Raw genomic sequence first — 20,317 nt, 5'->3', positions numbered from 1 at the left:
TTAGCATTTTAATTTTTTAATAACACTGTCTAATTTTTTACTATCTCCATCTTTTAAATCTTCTAAAGCCTCTATAGCAGGAACGAAATCTTCCATTTCATCAAGATAGTTTTCTAAAGCATTGCGTAAAATTTCAGCCTTTTTCTTTTTAGAAAATTTTGCAGTTTGATTTAAGCGCTCGTAAAGTTCTTCTGAAAGAATTAGAGTGTATCTTTTATTCATTGTCTAGCCTTTATTTTGGTCTTACTGCTTCTTGGCAAGCTTTACATTTATAATTTGTGTTAGTTGTTTGTATTTTTTGATGAATTTCATAAGGAACTTTATGAATTTTATCTGTGCAAGAACAAATGTATTCATAAAATTCTTGCAATTCACCTAGGTTTGTATTTTTGTTTTTTTTGCTAAGTTGGGCTTGGTGCCATTTTTCTATTTTCATATCTTCTCTTAAAATATGCTCTAAAAGCCATTTGGATGCAATTATATTAAGTTTTTCTTTTAAATCATTAGTACTTTTTAAATTTTGGATCAAATCTATCATGGATTGTATGATACTTTTATGAATTTTTTGATGATTAGCAAGTTCAGGATAGCCTATTTTTGCCATATATTTTTCTTCTTCGGCAAAATGTTCTTTCATGTAATTGAAAAAATCCGCAAGTAAAAATTTAATCTGTCCTTTGTGAATAGGTTTATCCGAAATCATCTCAACATTGGCAGCAAGCTCAAAAAGTTTTTGGTGCTGCTTGTCGATTTCTTCATTGTGAATACTATATTTGTCGCACCATTTTGGTAACATACTAAAACCCCTTGTTTGGTTTGTGGGAGAGTTCTTGATGTATTATAATTTACAATATTTTAAATTATGATTAATTTTTATTAAATTTCGGTTTTTTCTTTACATAAAATTAAATTAGTAGAGCATTTTTTACATTTAAATTGTACTTTAGAATATTGTATTTTTAAAAGAATTTCATAAGGAACTTTATGAATTCTACCTTCGCATTGGCATTGATATAAGAAATTTTTTATTTTTGGTTTTTCTTCTTCAAAGCTATCTGAAGAATTTTTTATTTGCGTACTTTGTTTCCAATACTATATCATCATATCATGCTAAATGATATGTTCTATAAGCCATGAATTAACCATTATGTATAATTTTTATTTTAGGTCATTGGTGCTTTTTATGTTTTGTATGAGTTTTATTATAGATTTTGTGATTTGTTTATACATGAGTTTATGTTGGTTTAAGTAAGGATAATTAATCTCAGCCATGTAGTTTTCTTCATCTTGAAAATGAATTTTAATATAGTGAAAAAAATCAGCAACTATTTTTTAAGTTCGACTTGATAAATTGGTCTATCTGAAATTTCTTCAACTCTAGCAGCAAGTTCAAAAAGTTTTTTATGTTGTTCATCAATTTTTTCATTATTAATGCTGTATTTTTGATCCCATTCAGGTAATATAAGAGCCTTAAATATAAAATACTAGATTATATAAATATCAGACTTGAATTCTGCTAAATTCACACTCAATTTACACAAAAAAAATATAATGTTTTAAGTAAAGTATAATAAAAAGGTTTAAAAATGGCTACACAAATTCTTTTGTTAGAAGATGATATTAATTTAGGAGAAATTGTTAGTGAATTTTTAGAAGAAGAAGGTTTTGTAGTTACTTTAGTGGATAATGCTCAAGATGCACAAGATAAAGCTTATGAGAAAAATTTCGATTTATGGATTTTAGATGTAAAAGTTCCACAAGGTGATGGTTTTAGTGTGCTTAAAAATTTAAGAGAAGCTGGCAAATATACTCCAGCTATTTTTATGACTTCATTAAATACTACTATGGATTTACAAAAAGGTTTTGAAAGCGGTTGTGATGATTATATTAAAAAGCCTTTTGAATTGCAGGAGTTAAAAATAAGAATTAATGCTATTTTAAAGCGTTCTTTTGCTCATAAAAATGAAGATTATGAAGACTTGGGAAATGGTTTTAAGTTTGCTTTTGTTTCGCAAACTTTATATCAAGACGATAAACCTTTAACTCTGCCTTTAAAAGAATTAAAGCTTTTATCTTTGCTTTTAAAAAATAAAGGTAAATTTATAGATACTGCTTGTATTTTTGAAGAAATTTGGGAGTATGATCAGGAGCCAAGTGAACTTAGCTTAAGAGCTTATGTAAAAAATTTACGAAAAATTTTAGGTAAAGATAGTATTGTCAACCAAAGAGGAAGAGGGTATTGTTATGTATGAAGCCAAGCGCGTTGCATGGCAAATTCTTTCTTTGTATTTAGTGAGTATAGGAAGTGTTCTTATAGTACTTTTTGGCGTATGGTATGCAAAGTTAATAGAAGAATTAATAGCCGAACATAGCATAAAATTAAGACAAGAACATCGTTTTGTAATTTTACAAATGGAAAAGTTACGTTTTGAGCCTATAGAAAAAGGTGCTAGAAAAATTGCTCAAATTTCTAATATAAAATTTGCAATATTTGATAGAACAAAAGTTTATTTTTCTAATCTTGACTTGCCTGCTCAAACAACATTTTTTAAACTTAATAACGCAAATATTTATAATAATAACACTCTAATTTATGTAGCTGATGTGAATTTAAATAATTTATTGCTTGCAAATACTCAAGGACAAGATGCTTTGGAGGTCTTAGGTGATGTTAATCGTTTGAGGGTTTTAGTACAAGGTGATGATATCTCCAAAGAACTTGGATTTATAAGATTTAAAGTAGCTTTGGCTATGGTTTTTTCTTTGATTTTTGTAAGTATAATGGCTTATTTTATACTAAAATTTGCACTCAAGCCTTTAGAAATGAGAATAAGATTTTTAAATAATTTTATAAAAGATACCACTCATGAGATTAATACTCCAATTAGTGCGATATTAATGAGTGTAGAAGGTTTAGAAAGAAAAAAGAATTTTGAAGAAGTTAAAGCTTTAAAGCGTGTAAAAATAGCTGCTTTGACTTTGAGTCATTTGTATTCAGATTTAACTTTTTTAAATTTTTCTCAAGCTTATGAAGCAAAAAAAGATTGGATATTTTTAAAAGATTTGATTAAAGAAAGAATGGAATATTTTAAGATATTTTTGGAGCAAAAAAATATCAACTTAGAACTTAGCTTGAAAGATGATGGAAAAATTTATGCCAATAAAGAGCAGTTTTTTAAAATGTTTGATAACCTTATTAATAATGCTATAAAATATAATGTAAAAAATGGACATATCAAAATAATGCTTTTGGAGCAAAGACTTATAATAGAAGATAGTGGCTGTGGTATAGCAAAGGAAAATTTGGCCAACATTTTTGAGCGTTATTCGAGATTTAATGAAAATCAAGGTGGTTTTGGTATAGGGCTTTCTTTAGTGGATAAAATTTGTAAAGATCATAACATTAACATAAAAGTAGAAAGTGAGCTAAATAAAGGAACAAAATTTATTTTAACTTGGAAAAATTAAAATTATTTATTGCTCATTTTAGCCTTTTCTTTGGCATTTATAAGTGTTGTGATAAATTCATTTAAATTTTTAGTATCGTTTTGATTTAGAGTTTGTGAGGTATGATTTAGCATTTGAGTGATTAAAACTTCGCTGCTTAAGTCATTATCACCAAATTCTCTAGCCTTTTGTAAAATTTTTAAAGTAAGCAAATTTTTTACTTCATACATTTTAATCCTTTAAATAAATCACGCTAACAATGCGCTTTGGAGTTTGGTTTTTTCTATAAGAAAAAAATCTCTTATCATCAAAGGTGCAAAGATTGATATCAAAAATATCACTAACACCTAATTCTTTTGCTTGAAATTTAACTAATGCTTTTAAATCAAGCTTATTTTCATGTAAAAAAGGTGCAAATTTTTCTTTGCTGTAGTTTAAAACCTCGCCATTAATTTCATAATTTTTAGCACAAATTCCTGCTGAAATAATGAGTTTTAAATTCTTGGTTTGAGTGTTAAAGCTTTTTTGCATTTTTAAAACAGCTTCTTTTAAGATGTTTTCAAAGCAACCTTTTCTACCCGAATGTAAAGCTGCTACGGCTTTATTTTCATCATCATATAAAAGTAAAGGTAAGCAATCAGCACTTAAAATACACAAAGCTATATTTTTTTCATTGCTAATTATTCCATCAGCATTTAAGTGAAAATCTTTATTATAATGAGTGATGATGTTAGAATGAATTTGATTTAAAAATATACACTTTTTTATTGAATTTTCCCAAGGAAAAATATTATCATAAATTTTTGCTCTAAAAATATTATAATCTTGATCAAAGGCTACAAAAGCTTTTGCAAAATCATTTTCTAATAAAGTGATGTAATCTTGTCTATTTGTTGCCATGAAATTTCTTTTTTATAATTTAATTGTCTGTGTATATATCTTGCTAAAAGATCACTTTCTATATTCACGCGTCTTCCTATGGTATGGTTTTTAAACAAGGTTTCATTAAAGGTTATAGGAATGATAGTTAAACGAATACCATCTTTTAAAACTTCATTGATAGTCAAGCTCACTCCATCTATGGCTACACTTGCTTTATTTGCCATATAAATTTGTATATCATCAGGACATTTAATATAAAAATCAACTCCGTTTTCTTTTTTAGAAATATTAGTAATTTCACCTATACCATCAATATGTCCTTGCATTAAATGTCCATCTATTCTATCGCCATAAGCTAGTGCAGGTTCAATATGTACATAATCTTTTAAATTTTCAATAGCTATGTGAGTTCTTGTTTCATAAGAAAGTTCAAGGTTAAAACCATCATCAAAAAGTTTTGTTACGCTCAAACACGCACCATTGACAGCAATACTATCGCCTAGTTTTGGTTTGTAGTTTGCTTTTAATCTTAAAGTGTTGTTTTGATATGATTTGACAAAGGCTAATTCGCGGATTAATCCATTAAACATTCAATACCTTTAATTTTTTACGAGATTTTATCTAAAACTTTTAAATTTTAAAAAGTATTTTTAGTGTTTTATTTTAAAAAATATTATATAATTTTTGCCTTTTTTATAAAAATGAGGTCAAAATATGTATGATATAATCGTAATAGGTGGTGGGCATGCTGGAGTTGAAGCTAGTGCTGCTGCTGCTAGAATAGGTAAAAAAACTTTACTTTTAACTACTTTAATCGAGCAAATTGGTGCTGCAAGTTGTAATCCTGCTATAGGTGGTTTAGCAAAAGGACATTTGGTAAAAGAGCTTGATGCTATGGGTGGACTTATGGGGCAAATTACCGATGAGGCTGGAATTCAATTTAGAATCTTAAATGAAAGCAAAGGTGTTGCAGTGCGCGGAAGTAGAGCGCAAATTGATATGGATGCTTATAGAATTTGTGCTAGAAATATGCTTTTAAAACTTGAAAATTTAGAAATCTCTCAAGAGCAAGCTTTGTCTTTGCTTATAGAAAATGATGAAGTTAAGGGCGTTAAAACTAATTTAGAAAATACATATTTTGCCAAAAAAATCATACTGACAACAGGAACTTTTTTAAATGGACTTATCCATATAGGTGAAACCAAGCTTCAAGCAGGTAGGGTAGGCGAGCTTGCATCTGTAAATTTGGGAGATTACTTAAAACAAAGTGGTTTAAAAGTAGGAAGATTAAAAACAGGAACTTGCCCAAGGGTTGATGCTAAAAGTATTGATTTTAGTGTTTTAGAAATTCAACCTGGAGATGAAAATCCTAAAGCTTTTAGCTTTAAAACAAAAAATTTCAAGCCCAATCAACTTCCATGTTATATAGCAAGAACAAATTTAAAAACACATGAGATTATAAAAAGTAATTTTTACCGTGCTCCGCTTTTTACAGGGCAAATTGAAGGTATAGGACCAAGATATTGTCCTTCTATAGAAGATAAGATTAATCGTTTTGGTGATAAAGAAAGTCATCATTTATTTATAGAACCACAAACTAAAGATGCGACTGAATATTATATCAACGGCTTTTCTACCTCGCTTCCTTATGAAGTGCAAATTGCAATGCTAAGAAGTATAAAAGGTTTTGAAAATGCTAAAATCACGCGTTTTGGCTATGCTATAGAGTATGATTATATAGACCCAACAGAACTAAAACATACTTTAGAAACCAAAAAGATTAAAAATTTATATTGTGCTGGGCAAATTAATGGAACCACTGGTTATGAGGAAGCTGCTGCGCAAGGTTTTATGGCAGGAGTGAATGCGGTTTTAGCAATTGATGAAAAAGATCCTTTTGTATTAAGGCGTGATGAGGCTTATATAGGGGTGTTGATTGATGATTTAGTGATGAAAGGCACTAAAGAGCCTTATAGAATGTTTACTTCAAGAGCTGAGTATAGACTGCTCTTAAGAGAAGAAAATGCCATTTTAAGACTTGGAGAATATGGATATAATTTTAAACTTTTAAGTCAAGAAGATTATACATATATTGATAATATAAAACAAAATGTTGATAAAGGACTTGAGTTTTTACTTCAAACTACATGGACACCAAGTAAGCAAAATAATGAATTTTTACAAAGCATTGAAGAGGAAAAGATTACTTCAATAGTGAGTTTGCAAAAAATTGTTGCAAGAGCTAGTTTTAATATAGAAAAATTAAAAGCTTTGGATGAAATGTTTAAAAATATGGATGAGTATTCTTTAAATGAAATTTTAAATGAAGCAAAATATTATCATTATATTGCAATGCAAAAAGCACAAATTGAAAAAATGAAAAATTTAAATGATTTGAAAATCCCTGAAAATTTTGACTTTAAAAGTGTGAGTGGATTGAGTAATGAAGTAGTAGAAAAACTGCAAAAATTTAATCCACCGACTATTTTTGCTGCTTCGCAAATTAGCGGTATTACTCCTGCTGCTTTGGATATTTTACATATTTATATCAAAATGAAAAAACAATAGATAATAATAAATTTATCTATTGTTATGATTTAAAACAAACATTTATTTTTGTTTTTAAATAAATATCCATATATCTTAAATTAAGCTTTTTATACCAAAGAAAAAATTTATCATTTTTTAGATAAACTGCTAAGTTTTACAAAAAAATCAAAACAAAGGAAGTAAAATGGCTACATCTGAAAGTAGACGAAGCTTTATGGGCTTTGCCTTTGGAACGGTAGCTGCTGTGGGTGGTGCTTTTTCATTAGTTGCAATGAAAAAAACATGGGATCCACTCCCAAGTGTAAAAGCAGCAGGTATTACTACTGTAGATCTTTCTGGCATGAAAGAGGGCGAGCTTAGAACAATTGAATGGCGTAAGAAGCCTATATTTATCTTAAAAAAAGATGCAGATATGGCAAAAGATAGCAATAGAGATGTTGTTGTAGGTGATGTTGCTTATACTGTAGTTATTGGTCTTTGTACGCATTTAGGCTGTATTCCAGCTTACGCTCCAAGCGAAAAATTATTTAAGTGTGCTTGCCATGGTGGTGAATTTGACACCAGTGGTAAAAATGTATTTGGTCCTCCTCCAAGACCTTTGGATATTCCTCCTTTTAGAATTGATGGAACAAAATTAGTATTAGGCGAAGAAGGTCCAGAATATAAAAAAATGATCGCGGAGGCTTAATATGGCACAGATAAAAAAAGCAAATGGTATTGTAGATTGGCTTGATCAAAGATTAGCGGTAAATAAGCTTTTTAATGTTTTAATGGCTCAATATTGGATACCAAAACAAATTAACTTCTTATGGGCAATGGGTGTTATTTTAACTACTCTTTTTGCTATTTTATTTATTTCAGGTTTATTTTTAGTAATGTATTACAAGCCAGATGTAGCTTTGGCTTTTGATAGCGTAAATAAAACTATCATGCAAGAAGTGGAGTATGGGTGGCTTTGGCGTCATATGCACGGTGTGGCTGCTTCGGTTGTATTTTTAATCATATATATCCATATGTTAACAGGAATTTATTATGGCTCTTATAAAAGAGGCCGTGAAATGATTTGGATTAGTGGTATGCTTTTATTTGTTGTATTTTCAGCAGAAGCATTTAGTGGATATATGTTGCCTTGGGGGCAAATGAGTTTTTGGGCTGCTCAAGTTATTACTCAACTTTTTGGTGGAATTCCTTTTATAGGTGATGCGTTGGTTATTTGGATAAGAGGAGATTTTGCAGTTTCAGATCCAACTTTAACTAGATTTTTTATGTTGCATGTATGTTTATTGCCTATCGTGATTTTAGCAATTATTGCATTTCACTTTTATTCTTTAAGAATTCCTCATGTAAATAATGAAATTTCAGAAGAAATTGATTTTGATTTAGAAGCTGAAAAATATTTAGCAGGTGATACAAAAGGTTCTAAAGTTATTCCTTTTTGGCCAGGATTTTTAGCTAAAGATTTTATGTATATTGCGCTATTTATGATTTTCTTCTTTTACTTGGTATGTTTTAAATTCAATTTTGCAATGGATCCAATCAACTTTGACCCAGCAAATTCTTTAAAAACACCTCCTCATATTTATCCTGAATGGTATTTCTTATGGAGTTATGAAGTTTTAAGAGGATTTTTCTTTGATGTTGGAAGCATTAAAGCTTTTGATATAGGGCTTGCAGCATTTGGTATAGCACAAATTATTTTCTTCTTATTACCTTGGCTTGATAGAAGTGATGTTGTAAAACCAGCACATGAAAGACCGATGTTTTTTGTATGGTTTTGGGTATTATTGATAGATTTAATTGTACTAACAGTTTATGGAAAACTTCCTCCAACAGGAATTAATGCTTGGATAGGATTTTACGCTTCTATGGTATTTTTACTATTATTGTTAGTAGTCTTGCCAATTATTACTATCATGGAAAGAAAAAGGGGCTAATAATGAGAGAATTAAAAATATTTTTTGTAGTTGTCTTTTTCACAGGTTTAGTTTATTGGGGGGTTGAGCCTTACGCGCATTCAGTGATGAATCCTCCTTCAACTCCAGTTAATTTTGACTTTGCAAAAGCTGATGCAGAATTTACCAAAGGTGAAGTTGCTTTAAAAGAAAAAGCAGCAGTGGATGCTAATGCTTCAGGAAGTGAAAAAGCTATAGCTAATGCTCAAAAAGCATTAGAGCTTGCAAAAAGTCAAGAAGAAGCCACTAAGCAATTATGGGAAAAAATCGCAAAAATTGATTTTAGTAAAGGTAATGCACAAAAAGGAAAAGAGCTTTTTGAAGGAAATTGTATTGCATGCCATGGTGTGAAAGCTGTCGGAATTCCTGCTACTATTACAGATTCTTCTTTGGGTGTAACGCCTCCTGATTTGAGTGATGCAGGTGCTATCTATGATGAGAAATTTTTAGCAGCATTGATTGTTGATCCAGTTAAAGCTTTACAAATTTCACATAAATTTAATGATGAAAATCCATTCTTAATGCCTGCTTATCCTTTAAGTGGCGATGAAACACAAGATAATCAAGATTTAGCAGATTTAATTGCATTCTTTAAAAATACAGCTAGTGAATATGAAAAAGAATTTGATGCAAAATTAAAAGCTGATTTAGAGGAAAAATATGCTAAAAATCAAGAGCTTTCAGAGCAAGCAAAAACAGCTTTAATTGCAAAAGAGTTTGATTTTGCTAAAAACAAACATACATTTGAAAATGCTTGTGGAAGATGCCATGATGTAAAATATGATGGCTTTGTTTCAAGCTCAAATATGAGTGATTTAAAAAATTATCTTGGTATGACACCTCCAGATTTATCTATGATGATTCGTTCTAAAGGTGCACATTATCTTGAAATCTTCATCAATGAACCTCAAAAGAAAATTCATGGAACTGCTATGCCAAGAGTTGGTTTGAATGAAAAAGCACAAACTCAAGTTATTAATTATCTTGAAAAAGTTGGTGATAGTAAAAAAGAAGAAAGAGAGCAAACAGGAATTTATATCATGATATTCTTTGCTATCTTAAGTATTTTTGCTATAGGCTGGAAAAGATCAGTTTGGTCTAAACTACACTAATTTACCCAAAGAACGCCTTGTGGCGTTCTTTTTCTTCAATAATAAGCTAAATATAAAATAAAATTTGATATAATATTCTTTCATTTCACACGCATTAATTTCCTTATTAGGTTGCTTATGGGTTAAAGAATGCGGAGGAATAAACCTAATTATTTTATTTCAAGGAGAATTTCATGGTAAGCATGAGAGATTTATTAGAGTGTGGTGTACACTTTGGACACCAAACAAGAAGATGGAATCCAAAAATGAAAAAATTTATTTTTGGAGAAAGAAAAGGTATCTATGTAATTGATTTACAAAAAACACTTAGATATTTTAGATACACATATAATATCGTTCGCGATGCTGCTGCAGAAGGTAAAACAATTTTATTTGTTGGTACTAAAAAACAAGCTGGTGGAGCGATTAAAGAATATGCTGAAAAATGCGGTATGCCTTATGTAAATCACAGATGGCTTGGTGGTATGATGACTAATTTTGGAACTATCCGCCAATCGATTAGAAAATTAGAAGTTATAGAAAAAATGGAAGAAGATGGAAGCATTAAGCTTTTAACCAAAAAAGAAGCTTTAATGCTTACTAGAAAAAAAGAAAAGTTATTAGCATATCTTGGTGGTATTAGATATATGAAAACTCAACCTGATATGATTTTTGTTATCGATACTGTTAAAGAAAAAATTGCAGTACAAGAAGCTAATAGATTAAAAATCCCTGTGGTTGCTCCACTAGATACAAACTGCGATCCTGACTTAGTAGATTTCCCAATTCCAGGAAATGATGATGCGATTCGTTCAGTTCAACTTTTCTGCCAAGAAATGGCTGAAGCAATCAATGAAGGTAAAGCTTTAAGAGAGCAAGATGGCGAAGTAAATGAAGAACAACCAATCTCTGAAGAAGAAAAAAAAGAAGTTTTAGAAGAAGCTATGAGTGAAGAAGATTTTGAAGGAGATAAAGAATAATGGCTGAAATCACTGCACAAATGGTAAAAGAACTGCGCGAAAGTACTGGCGCAGGTATGATGGATTGTAAAAATGCTTTAAAAGACACAGATGGTGATTTTGAAAAAGCAGTGCAACTTTTAAGAGAAAAAGGACTTGGAAAAGCTGATAAAAAAGCCGATCGTTTAGCTGCTGAAGGTTTGGTAAGTGTAAAAGTAAGCGATGATTTAAAATGCGCAACTGTAAGTGAAATCAATTCAGAAACTGATTTTGTTGCTAAAAATGAACAATTTATTGCTTTAACAAAAGATACAACAGCACATATTCAAGCTAAAAGCCTTCAAAATGTTGAGCAGTTGCATTCAAGTGAGATTAATGGTGTTAAATTTGAAGAATATTTAAAAAATCAAATTGCAACTATAGGTGAAAATTTAGTTGTAAGAAGATTTGCTACTGTAAAAGCTGGAGCTAGTGGAGCGGTAAATGGTTATGTTCATTCTAATGGACGCGTGGGTGTTATTATTGCTGCAGCTTGTGATAGTGAAGCTACGGCTAATAAATGTGGAGAATTTTTAAAACACCTTTGTATGCATATTGCTGCAATGAAACCAAGTTATCTATCTTATGAAGAGCTTGATATGGATTTTGTAGAAAATGAATATAAAGCTTTAGTTGCAGAGTTGGAAAAAGAAAACGAAGAAAGAAGAAGATTGAAAGATCCTAATAAGCCAGAGCTTAAAATTCCAAAATTTGCAAGTAGAAAGCAATTAACTCAAGAGATAATCCAAGAAGCTGAAGAAGCTATTAAAGCTGAACTTCAAGCACAAGGAAAACCAGAAAAAATTTGGCCTAACATCATCCCAGGTAAACTAAATAGCTTTATAGCGGATAATTCTCAGCTTGATGGTAGACTTACCCTAATGGGACAGTTTTATGCGATGGATGATAAAAAAACTGTCGAGCAAGTAATTGCAGAAAAAGAAAAAGAATTTGGTGGAACTATTAAAATAGTAGAATTTATTCGTTTTGAAGTGGGCGAAGGTTTAGAAAAGAAAACTGAAGATTTTGCTGCTGAAGTTGCTGCGCAAATTGGTTAAAAATGGAACTTTTAAAAGCGGAAAATTTAAGCCATAGTTTTGATATTCCGCTTTTTGAAAATCTAAATTTTACTTTAAATGCAAAAGATTGTATTGCAATATGTGGAAGTAGTGGGTGTGGCAAATCTACTCTTTTGCATATTTTATCTACCTTGTTAAAACCTCAATCAGGAAAAGTTTTTTATAATAATCAGGATTTGTATTCCTTAAACGATGAAGCTTTATTAGAAATTCGTAGAAAAGATTTTGGGATTATTTTTCAAATGCATTATTTATTTAAAGGTTTTTTAGCTTTTGAAAATATAGAGCTTGCAAGTATTTTGAGTAGGCAAAATATCGATTATGAGTTATTAAAAAAACTTGATATTGTTGATTTAATGAATCAAAAGATCACAAAATTAAGTGGTGGACAGCAGCAACGAGTAAGTATAGCTAGAGTTTTAAGTAAAAGACCAAAAATCATTTTTGCTGATGAGGCTACTGGTAATTTAGATTTTAAAAATGCTTTAAATGTGTTAGATATTTTGATTGGTTATGTCAAAGAAAATAATGCAGCTTTAGTTTTTGTAACTCACGATCAAGAACTTGCTAAAAAATGTGATAGGATTTATCATTTAAGTAATTATGGAATTTGTTAAATATTTAGGCGATGAAAATGTTGTAATTTTCATGCTTTTATTTGCCAGAATGAGTGGATTAATAGTATTTTTCCCTTTTTTTTCTCACAATAGTATACCTTTGGTAGTAAAAACAACTTTAGCTTTATTTTTAACAATGTTTTTATATCCTTTGGCAAAACTTGAAAATAATACACCTGATTCTTTTTTTATTTTGTATCTTTTAAGTGAAGTGCTTTTTGGGATGGTTGCAGGTTTAATTTTACAAATGATTTTTGCCATTTTACAAATGGCAGGTGAGCAAATTTCTTTTACCATGGGTTTTTCTATGGCTAGTATTTTAGATCCAGCTACAGGTGCTAATACTCCAGTAATTTCTCAAGTTTTAAATTTGCTTGCATTGTTGGTTTTTTTAGCATTTGATGGTCATCATTTGGTATTGCTTTTTATATCTAGTTCGTTAGATTATATTAGTTTGGGTGGATTTTATCCGCATGAGAATTTAATGCTTTATTTGAATAAAGCTATGGTAAATATTTTTGTGCTCGGTTTTTCTATGGCTTTTCCTATTTTAGCAATATCTTTATTATCAGATGTTATTTTTGGTATGCTTATGAAAACTATGCCACAATTTAATCTTTTAGTGGTGGGTTATCCTATCAAGATATTTTTATCTTTTGCAGTGCTTATTGCTATTTTACTCATCATGATGCAGTATTTTAAAAATTTAATGTTAAAAAGTTTTGAGCATATGGAGTTATTGTTTTTCAATATATAAGCAATAAATAATTAAAAATGTTTTAAAATAATACATTTCTTTAACTTGGGAGATGACAGATGAAGGTTGTGCTGATAAATTCTAATGTAGCTGTTTCAAAATTAATTAGCTTGGGGGTTCAAAAACTAGGTTATGAATTTGAAGAGCTTGCAAGTACCGAAGAGCTTGAAGAATTTTATGATATTATCATCATAGATCATGATATTGAAGCTAATTTAGATGAATTGAAAAGTAAATGCAATAGATTGATTTATTTATTGCCTAGAAACCAAGAGCAAGTAGAAGGCGTAGAGTGTTTATATAAGCCTTTTTTACCGACTGATTTTATAGAACTTTTGGGTAATGAAAAAACTTTAAGTGAAAGTAAGGATAGTACTTTAGAAGAAGATGAATTGAGTTTTGATGAGGATGTTTTAATTGATAAAGATATGCCTTTAGATGGAAATGAACTTTTGGCTGGTATTGATTTGTCTGAGCATGAAGAAAGTTTAAGTGAAGATGATTTAAATCTGCAAGAAGATTTTTTTGAAGAAAATTTAGATAATTCATTAGAAGCTGAAGATAAATCTAAATTATCAAATGAAGCTGATATTGACAAGGAATTAGATGATAAGTTAACATTAGTAGATGAACAACATGAAGAAAATATAGAAGAAAATATAGAAGAAAATATAGAAGAAAATATAGAAGAAAATATAGAAGAAAATATAGAAGAAAATATAGAAGAAAATATAGAAGAAAATATAGAAGAAAACCCCGCCGAATTTGATTCTCTTGATGATTTACCTATGGTTGAAGAAATGAGCGAAAAAGAGATGAGTTTTGATGATTTACCTGAAGATGCTCAATTTATTGGTGAAGCAAAAGATGATGATAGTGTTGCAGAAGAAAATGAACCTTTAGTAGAAGAGGTTTTTGAAGATGAAAGTATAGATGATTTTCAACCAGAAGAGGAGTTAAGCACTCAAGATAAAATAAAAGAAGAATTAGCTGCTATTGATGAACTAGATGAAGAATTTGGTGATATTGATGAGAATTTAATGAGTGATTTTGATATGCAGGATTTAAGTGAGGGTGAAGATTTACAAATGAAATCACAAGCCGATGTGAATGAGGAAAATATAGAGGAAGATATGAGTGAAGTTTTAGATGAAACGCAAGATGAATTTGCAAATTTAAACGAAAATGATATTATGTTAGCTTTAGGAGAAGAACTTGCTCCAGCTATTGTAGAAAAGGAAGAAATAAGCAAGGTAAACACTGAAGAAAAAGCAGAGAATTTACAAGAAGATGAAATGGTAAATGAGCTTAGTAAAAGCATAGCTCAAACTATCACTTCGAGTATTACTGATGATACTTTAAAAGCAGCCTTAAAAGGCATGAAAATGAATATAAACATTAACATAAGCTTTGATGAGGATAAACATTGAGTGGCCAAATTTTAATCATCTCAGGGCCAAGTGGAGCAGGGAAGAGTACCTTGCTTCAAAGGCTTTTTAGAGAAAAAGATAATATTTATTTTTCTATTTCAAGCACAACAAGAGTTCCTAGAGAAAATGAAAAAAATGGAGTAGATTATTTTTTTATTAGCGAAGAAGAATTTAAACAAGGTATAGAAAAAGGTGATTTTTTAGAATGGGCTTTGGTGCATAAAAATTATTATGGCACTTCGTTAATCCCTGTGAAAAAAGCATTACAAGAGGGTAAAAGTGTCATTTTTGATATCGATGTGCAAGGTTTTTGTATAGCTAAAGAAAAAATGCCTGAATATATTACTTCTGTTTTTATTACAACTAAAAATAAAAAAGAACTTGAAAAAAGATTGCTTAAGCGAAATACTGATAAAATAGAAGATATTAGCAAAAGATTGGAAAATGCTAGTGATGAAATGGCTTATTTAGATCGATATGATTTTTTAATCATAAATGATGATCTTGAAAAAAGCTATAGGGAGTTAGAAGCGGTTTTTGAAGCTTCAAAATTAAAAAGTACAAAACATGATTTAAAACAAATTCAAATTCAATGGAATAAAGGAGAATAAAATGCATATGCCAAGCGGAACTCAATGGTTGATTATATTACTTATAGTAGTGTTACTTTTTGGTGCAAAAAAAATTCCAGAGCTTGCTAAAGGCTTAGGAAAAGGTATTAAAACTTTTAAAGATGAAATGAACACAGAAGATGATAAAAAAATCGTTCAAGAAGACGCGCAAAAAATTGAAAAAATCAATGAAAAAGATGTTCTTGTAAAAGAAAATAACGAAGAAGTAAAAAAAGCTTAAGGCAATACATTGAAAACTTTAGTTTATAAAGAAATTAAAGAAAAACTAGGAAGAGATTTTATCTTAGAAAATCCCAAGAATAAAAATCTAGCTCATTTTGCCACGCCTTTGGCTTTTTCTTTGGCTAAAGAATTAAAGCAAAATCCTATGATAATTGCCAATGATATTGTTGCTAAGTTAAAAAATTGTGATTGTTTTGAAAGTGTAGAGGCTTTAAATGGTTATGTAAATTTTAAACTTTCAAAAACTTTTTTAAATTCTTTGGCTACGCAAGCTTTGGGCGATAGTGAAAATTTTGCAAAAGATGATAAAAAAGAGCAGAGTTTTTTACTTGAATATGTGAGTGCAAATCCGACAGGACCTTTACACATAGGACATGCTAGAGGGGCTATTTTTGGCGATACTTTAACTAGGGTTGCTAGGCATTTAGGGTATAAATTTGATACAGAATATTATGTCAATGATGCGGGTAATCAAATTTATCTTTTAGGTCTTTCTATATTACTTGCAGTAAAAGAGCATTGTTTAAAAGAGCAAGTTCAATATCCTGATGAGTATTATAAAGGCGAATATATCGTAGATGTAGCAAAAGAAGCTTTTGTTGATTTTGAAAAAGATTTCTTTGTAGAAGAAAACATTCCGCAATTAGCACTTTGGGCTAAGGATAAAATGCTTAAAATTATCAAGCAAAATTTGGCCGATGCTAAGATATTTATTGATACTTATGTGAGCGAAACGAGTTATTATAATGAATTAGAAAATACCTTAAAAGCTTTAAAAGAGCATGGTGGTACTTATGAACAAGATGGTAAAATCTGGCTTGCATCAAGTGCTAAAGGCGATGAAAAAGATCGTGTGATTATTAAAGATGATGGAAAAGGAACTTATCTAGCTGCTGATATAGTTTATCATAAAGATAAAATGAGCCGCGGTTATGATAAGTGTATTAATATATGGGGAGCTGATCATCATGGTTATATAGCTAGAATGAAAGCTGCTATGGAATTTTTAGGTCATGATAGTCAAAATCTTGAAATTATCTTAGCGCAAATGGTTTCATTATTAAAAAATGGTGAGCCTTATAAAATGAGCAAAAGAGCAGGAAATTTCATCTTAATGGGTGATGTTTTAGAAGAGCTTGGTAGTGATGTGTTAAGATATATTTTTATTAGTAAAAAATGTGATACACATTTAGAGTTTGATGTAGACGAGTTTAAAAAAGAAGATAGTTCTAATCCCGTGTATTATATTAATTATGCTCATGCAAGAATTCATCAAGTATTTGCTAAAGCCGGTAAGAGTGTAGATGATGTTATGCATGCTAAATTTGAGAGTTTGAATGAAGATGGCATGAATCTTTTATTTGAAAGTTTAAATTTAAAAGCAGTGCTTAATGACGCATTTGAGTCAAGAGCCTTGCAAAAAATTCCTGATTATTTAAAAAATTTAGCTTCTTTATTTCATAAATTTTATAATGAAAATAAAGTAGTTGGTTCAGATAACGAAGATGAACTTTTAAAACTTTTTGCCGTATGTGCTTTAAGTATTAAAACAGCTTTTGCGCTTATGGGGATAGAAGCAAAAAATAAAATGAATCACGATTAATTTTGATCGTGATTTTTACTTTTTTTAATACTTCTTGTCATCATAAAGCTTTGCTCAAAAAATAAAAGCAAAGTCACACTTACTCCTACTGCTAAGGCTAGTGTTACTGAAAGTGTTGTAAAAAAATGATCAAAAAATTGAATCAAGAAATTAGTCTTTTCGCTAATATCTTCTGAGCGTATAAAAGAAATTAAATACAATATGGCCTTATATGCATAAATTCCAGGTATCATAGGAATGAGAGCGGGAAAAGCTATGATTTCAGCAGGTGTTTTAAAAATCTTAGCTAAAAATAAACCAAGACAGCCTATACTAAAAGAAGCTATAAAGGTTGCAATAGCCAAGGTTTGAAAGCCAAAATATCCCATCAAGGTAAAGCGCATACCATGAGCTATAGCGGCTAATATGGCTGAGAGTATGAGTGTTTTAAAGGGTGGATTACACACATAAGCAAAACCAAAACCTGTTAAAGCTGCAAAAAACATATCCCAAAGTATAGAAGAATAATCAATCATCTTAAAATCCCAAAATCATTAATACCAAGAGTAGTGTAAATTCCAATGGCAATACAACATACTAATATCGCTACGCTTATAATACGACTAAGTCCCATAAGTATATGATCTTTTAAAATGTCTATAACGGAGTTTATAAAATAAACCCCAGGAATTAAATACAATATACTAGAACCTAAAGCAACATTAGCTTCTTGTACAAGCTTTAAATCCACCCCAAAAAATACAATAAAAGAGGATAAAAAAGAACAAATAATGTATTGAATTCTTAAATCAATTTTTATTCTAGTGAGTAAAACTCTTAAGCTAAAACCTACTAAAGTAGCTAAAAATACAAATAAGCAACCATAAAAATCTCCTCCAAATAGCTTGCAAAATGCTGAGTTTGCCACTGAAACTAAAAATAAATTCGCTAAAAAAGGATTTCTTGTGCTTTGTTTGAGTTTTATAAGAGAAAATTTAGCTTCTTCTAGGTTATATTTATGATCATGAATTTGCCAGCTTAATGCACTAAGTTCTAAAATAAGTTTAAAATTAATATGATTGTGCTTATTAGGTATGATATAGGTTCTTTGTATGGAATTATCATCTTTATCAAAAATATTTAGCGTGGTATGATGAAAGAAAAAATTCATGTTAATCTCATAACCATATGCATTAGCTATTCTTCCAACGCACTTTGCCACTCTTGCTGTGTAGGTTCCAGCACTTAGAAAAACACTGATGTATTCGATTAAAAAATCTGTTAAATTTTGAATAGATGGCTTTTGCATAACATTTTTCTTTGAAATAATTTTTATAAGATTTTATCAAAAATCAAATATAAAATCATATAAATTTAAATGTTTTTAGAAAATATATATTAAATTAAAGGAAATAATAAAATACCTAGCTAATGAAACTAGGTATTTAAAATTGAAATTTTAAGATATCTTTTTTCTTTTTTGGATATAGATATAAATAGCCACAATCATAGTAGCAAAAATAATACAAGCTACAATAACAAAATGCAAATATTCTTTGATTAAATCTTCATTTTTACCTAAAACATAGCCTAATATAAGCAAAATCAAACACCAAATTCCAGCCCCTAAACTAGTATAAAATATAAACTTTTTCAAATTCATTCTTGCTAATCCTGCGGGTAAAGAAATATACTGACGCAAACCAGGGATTAATCTACCACTAAAGGTTGATATCTCACCATGTTTGTTAAAAAAGGCTTCAAATTGAGCAAATTTTGCTTCATTAACTCCAAAATATTTGCATATTTTCAAAAGAACTTCCCGTCCTAAAAAATAACATAAATAATAATTAAGCAAAGCTCCTAAAAGAGCTCCAAAAGTCCCACAAAGCAGACATAGCCAAAAGTTAAGTTCGTTTTGATGGGCTAAATATCCAGCAGGTATCATCACTACTTCGCTGGGAAAAGGAAAAAAGGAACTTTCTACAAACATAAGAAAAATAATCCCCCAATAACCCCAATCTTTTGCAAGAGTGAGTAAAAAATCTATAATATCACCAAGCATAAATAACCTTTATTTTTTAAGCTAATGATATAAGCTTAGTTTTAATGTTTTAAAAATATAGCATGGCTTTTGCGCAAATGATTATTAAAATACATAAAATCAATGCAATCAAGTGAGATTTTAAAGGATCTTTTCTTTTTAAAACTTTTATAAAAAATAAAGAATAAAAAGTCAAAGCTAGCATTGTTATTAATAATAAAAGTTTGATAAATAAAAATATGCCAAAATTACTCGCAAAAAAATCCCAAAAAGAGTTAAATTCATAAAAGCTCAAAAGATAAAATCCACTTAGTAAAAGTAAGATAAAAATACCAGCAAAAATAAAAATACTTGATTTAGTATAAGCTTTTTTAATTTTATCACAATCTTCTTTGTTTGCGTGTTGATAAGCAAAGCGATAAACACATACATCAAAAAATACATAGGCTATAAAAAATACAGCGCAAATAAGATGAATACAAATAAAAATAAAATGCATAATTAATCTCCTTAAAAATCATAGCACAATTTTAAGGAGATGTAAAATTAAAGTTTTTCTAAAATTTGGATAGTTTTGATTTTATCTCCTGCTCTAATGCTATCTAGTACTTCCAAACTTTCTTTATCTTCAGGGTTAATTTGCCCAAAGATAGTATGCACTCCGTCTAAATGAGGCTGCGGGCTGTGACAAATGAAAAATTGCGATCCGCCTGTATCTCTGCCAGCGTGAGCCATAGATAAGCTACCTCTTAAGTGCTTGTGTTTTTGATCGTCACATTCACATTCTATCTCATAGCCAGGGCCACCTGAGCCTATACCATAAGGACAACCACCTTGTATCACAAAATTTGGAATCACGCGGTGAAAAACAAGCTCATCATAAAAACCATCATTGGCTAAGTTGGCAAAATTACACACAGTTTGTGGTGCTTCATCAGGAAATAATTCTAATTTCATATCACCTTTTTCGGTGCTAATGATAGCAAAATTGTATTTTTTTGCATTTTTTGTGTCGATTTTTTTAAGCATTTTTT

General features: G+C 29.8%; 24 protein-coding genes and 1 pseudogene. 14 read left to right on the top strand and 11 right to left on the bottom strand.

What is annotated here, in order from left to right; genetic code table 11:
• The 3 genes and pseudogenes from CAMP5118_RS06470 to CAMP5118_RS08100 all read right to left on the bottom strand — a co-directional run bounded on the left by CAMP5118_RS06470 (position 1) and on the right by CAMP5118_RS08100 (position 1,463).
• Positions 1–222 (bottom strand): CopG family transcriptional regulator, encoded by a 222-nt coding sequence (locus CAMP5118_RS06470; RefSeq protein ID WP_337216896.1) that lies wholly within the window; start codon positions 220–222, stop codon positions 1–3.
• A gap of 10 nt (positions 223–232) precedes the next feature.
• Positions 233–796, bottom strand: a complete 564-nt coding sequence (locus CAMP5118_RS06465) for a bacteriohemerythrin (protein WP_337216895.1) — start codon at positions 794–796, stop codon at positions 233–235.
• Positions 797–876: 80 nt separating this feature from the next.
• Positions 877–1,463, bottom strand: a pseudogene (locus CAMP5118_RS08100) (bacteriohemerythrin).
• Positions 1,464–1,586: 123 nt separating this feature from the next.
• Between CAMP5118_RS08100 and dccR the strand changes: the two are divergent.
• Positions 1,587–2,252 (top strand): two-component system response regulator DccR, encoded by a 666-nt coding sequence (dccR, locus tag CAMP5118_RS06460; RefSeq protein WP_047208461.1) that lies wholly within the window; start codon positions 1,587–1,589, stop codon positions 2,250–2,252.
• Positions 2,215–3,468, top strand: a complete 1,254-nt coding sequence (locus tag CAMP5118_RS06455) for a sensor histidine kinase (RefSeq protein WP_263679732.1) — start codon at positions 2,215–2,217, stop codon at positions 3,466–3,468. The genes dccR and CAMP5118_RS06455 overlap by 38 nt, the downstream gene beginning before the upstream one ends.
• Before the next feature lie 2 nt (positions 3,469–3,470).
• Here the strand turns inward: CAMP5118_RS06455 and CAMP5118_RS06450 are convergent, their stop codons facing one another.
• The 3 genes from CAMP5118_RS06450 to ribE are packed head-to-tail and all read right to left on the bottom strand — an operon-like array spanning position 3,471 to position 4,919.
• Positions 3,471–3,677 (bottom strand): hypothetical protein, encoded by a 207-nt coding sequence (locus CAMP5118_RS06450; RefSeq protein ID WP_337216894.1) that lies wholly within the window; start codon positions 3,675–3,677, stop codon positions 3,471–3,473.
• Position 3,678: 1 nt separating this feature from the next.
• Entirely contained in the window at positions 3,679–4,347 is a 669-nt protein-coding gene (gene pgeF / locus CAMP5118_RS06445; protein ID WP_263679730.1) for a peptidoglycan editing factor PgeF, read from the bottom strand.
• The gene (gene ribE, locus CAMP5118_RS06440; RefSeq protein WP_337216893.1) at positions 4,311–4,919 is read right to left on the bottom strand and encodes a riboflavin synthase; all 609 of its coding nucleotides are present in this window, start codon (positions 4,917–4,919) and stop codon (positions 4,311–4,313) included. Before ribE ends, pgeF begins: the two co-directional genes overlap by 37 nt.
• Before the next feature lie 124 nt (positions 4,920–5,043).
• Here ribE and mnmG point away from each other — a divergent pair, with 124 nt between their 5' ends.
• From mnmG to argS, 12 genes are all read left to right on the top strand, one after another.
• Positions 5,044–6,897, top strand: a complete 1,854-nt coding sequence (mnmG, locus tag CAMP5118_RS06435) for a tRNA uridine-5-carboxymethylaminomethyl(34) synthesis enzyme MnmG (RefSeq protein ID WP_337216892.1) — start codon at positions 5,044–5,046, stop codon at positions 6,895–6,897.
• 166 nt (positions 6,898–7,063) lie between these two features.
• Entirely contained in the window at positions 7,064–7,567 is a 504-nt protein-coding gene (locus CAMP5118_RS06430; protein ID WP_039618773.1) for a ubiquinol cytochrome c oxidoreductase, 2Fe-2S subunit, read from the top strand.
• A gap of 1 nt (position 7,568) precedes the next feature.
• Entirely contained in the window at positions 7,569–8,813 is a 1,245-nt protein-coding gene (locus CAMP5118_RS06425) for a ubiquinol cytochrome c oxidoreductase, cytochrome b subunit (protein WP_039668616.1), read from the top strand.
• A 2-nt stretch (positions 8,814–8,815) separates the two neighbouring features.
• Positions 8,816–9,943, top strand: a complete 1,128-nt coding sequence (locus CAMP5118_RS06420; protein ID WP_263679727.1) for a c-type cytochrome — start codon at positions 8,816–8,818, stop codon at positions 9,941–9,943.
• 173 nt (positions 9,944–10,116) lie between these two features.
• A complete protein-coding gene (gene rpsB, locus CAMP5118_RS06415; protein WP_039626640.1) occupies positions 10,117–10,902 on the top strand; it encodes a 30S ribosomal protein S2 in 786 nt (261 codons plus the stop codon).
• Entirely contained in the window at positions 10,902–11,978 is a 1,077-nt protein-coding gene (tsf, locus tag CAMP5118_RS06410; RefSeq protein ID WP_263664303.1) for a translation elongation factor Ts, read from the top strand. Before rpsB ends, tsf begins: the two co-directional genes overlap by 1 nt.
• A gap of 2 nt (positions 11,979–11,980) precedes the next feature.
• Positions 11,981–12,616: an ABC transporter ATP-binding protein gene (locus CAMP5118_RS06405; protein ID WP_263679723.1), complete on the top strand. Its 636-nt coding sequence runs from the start codon at positions 11,981–11,983 to the stop codon at positions 12,614–12,616.
• On the top strand, positions 12,603–13,373 hold the full coding sequence (fliR, locus tag CAMP5118_RS06400; RefSeq protein ID WP_263664301.1) for a flagellar biosynthetic protein FliR: 771 nt from the start codon (positions 12,603–12,605) through the stop codon (positions 13,371–13,373). Before CAMP5118_RS06405 ends, fliR begins: the two co-directional genes overlap by 14 nt.
• A gap of 59 nt (positions 13,374–13,432) precedes the next feature.
• The gene (locus CAMP5118_RS06395; RefSeq protein ID WP_337216891.1) at positions 13,433–14,803 is read left to right on the top strand and encodes a hypothetical protein; all 1,371 of its coding nucleotides are present in this window, start codon (positions 13,433–13,435) and stop codon (positions 14,801–14,803) included.
• Positions 14,800–15,414 carry a guanylate kinase gene (gene gmk / locus CAMP5118_RS06390; protein WP_337216890.1) on the top strand — a complete coding sequence of 205 codons (615 nt, stop codon included), beginning with the start codon at positions 14,800–14,802 and terminating at the stop codon, positions 15,412–15,414. Before CAMP5118_RS06395 ends, gmk begins: the two co-directional genes overlap by 4 nt.
• A 1-nt stretch (position 15,415) precedes the next feature.
• Positions 15,416–15,655: a twin-arginine translocase TatA/TatE family subunit gene (locus tag CAMP5118_RS06385; protein ID WP_039618758.1), complete on the top strand. Its 240-nt coding sequence runs from the start codon at positions 15,416–15,418 to the stop codon at positions 15,653–15,655.
• 9 nt (positions 15,656–15,664) lie between these two features.
• Positions 15,665–17,260 (top strand): arginine--tRNA ligase, encoded by a 1,596-nt coding sequence (argS, locus tag CAMP5118_RS06380; RefSeq protein WP_337216889.1) that lies wholly within the window; start codon positions 15,665–15,667, stop codon positions 17,258–17,260.
• On the opposite strand, the gene CAMP5118_RS06375 is transcribed toward argS, so the two are convergent.
• From CAMP5118_RS06375 to CAMP5118_RS06355, 5 genes are all read right to left on the bottom strand, one after another.
• Positions 17,257–17,775 (bottom strand): threonine/serine exporter family protein, encoded by a 519-nt coding sequence (locus CAMP5118_RS06375; protein WP_039618755.1) that lies wholly within the window; start codon positions 17,773–17,775, stop codon positions 17,257–17,259. The genes argS and CAMP5118_RS06375 overlap by 4 nt on opposite strands.
• Positions 17,772–18,548, bottom strand: a complete 777-nt coding sequence (locus CAMP5118_RS06370; RefSeq protein ID WP_263678815.1) for a threonine/serine exporter family protein — start codon at positions 18,546–18,548, stop codon at positions 17,772–17,774. Before CAMP5118_RS06370 ends, CAMP5118_RS06375 begins: the two co-directional genes overlap by 4 nt.
• Positions 18,549–18,698: 150 nt before the next feature.
• Positions 18,699–19,304, bottom strand: coding sequence for a DedA family protein (locus CAMP5118_RS06365; protein WP_263678813.1), 606 nt, complete (start codon positions 19,302–19,304; stop codon positions 18,699–18,701).
• 49 nt (positions 19,305–19,353) lie between these two features.
• The gene (locus CAMP5118_RS06360; protein WP_263678811.1) at positions 19,354–19,782 is read right to left on the bottom strand and encodes a trehalose-6-phosphate synthase; all 429 of its coding nucleotides are present in this window, start codon (positions 19,780–19,782) and stop codon (positions 19,354–19,356) included.
• Between the two features lie 47 nt (positions 19,783–19,829).
• Entirely contained in the window at positions 19,830–20,312 is a 483-nt protein-coding gene (locus tag CAMP5118_RS06355; RefSeq protein WP_263663075.1) for a peptidylprolyl isomerase, read from the bottom strand.
• Positions 20,313–20,317: the final 5 nt, after the last annotated feature.

This window comes from Campylobacter sp. LMG 7929, from assembly GCF_024723595.1.
Lineage (GTDB): Bacteria > Campylobacterota > Campylobacteria > Campylobacterales > Campylobacteraceae > Campylobacter_D.
Note: the sequence above shows the minus strand (reverse complement) of the source record. Positions and strands in the feature narration are given on the sequence as shown.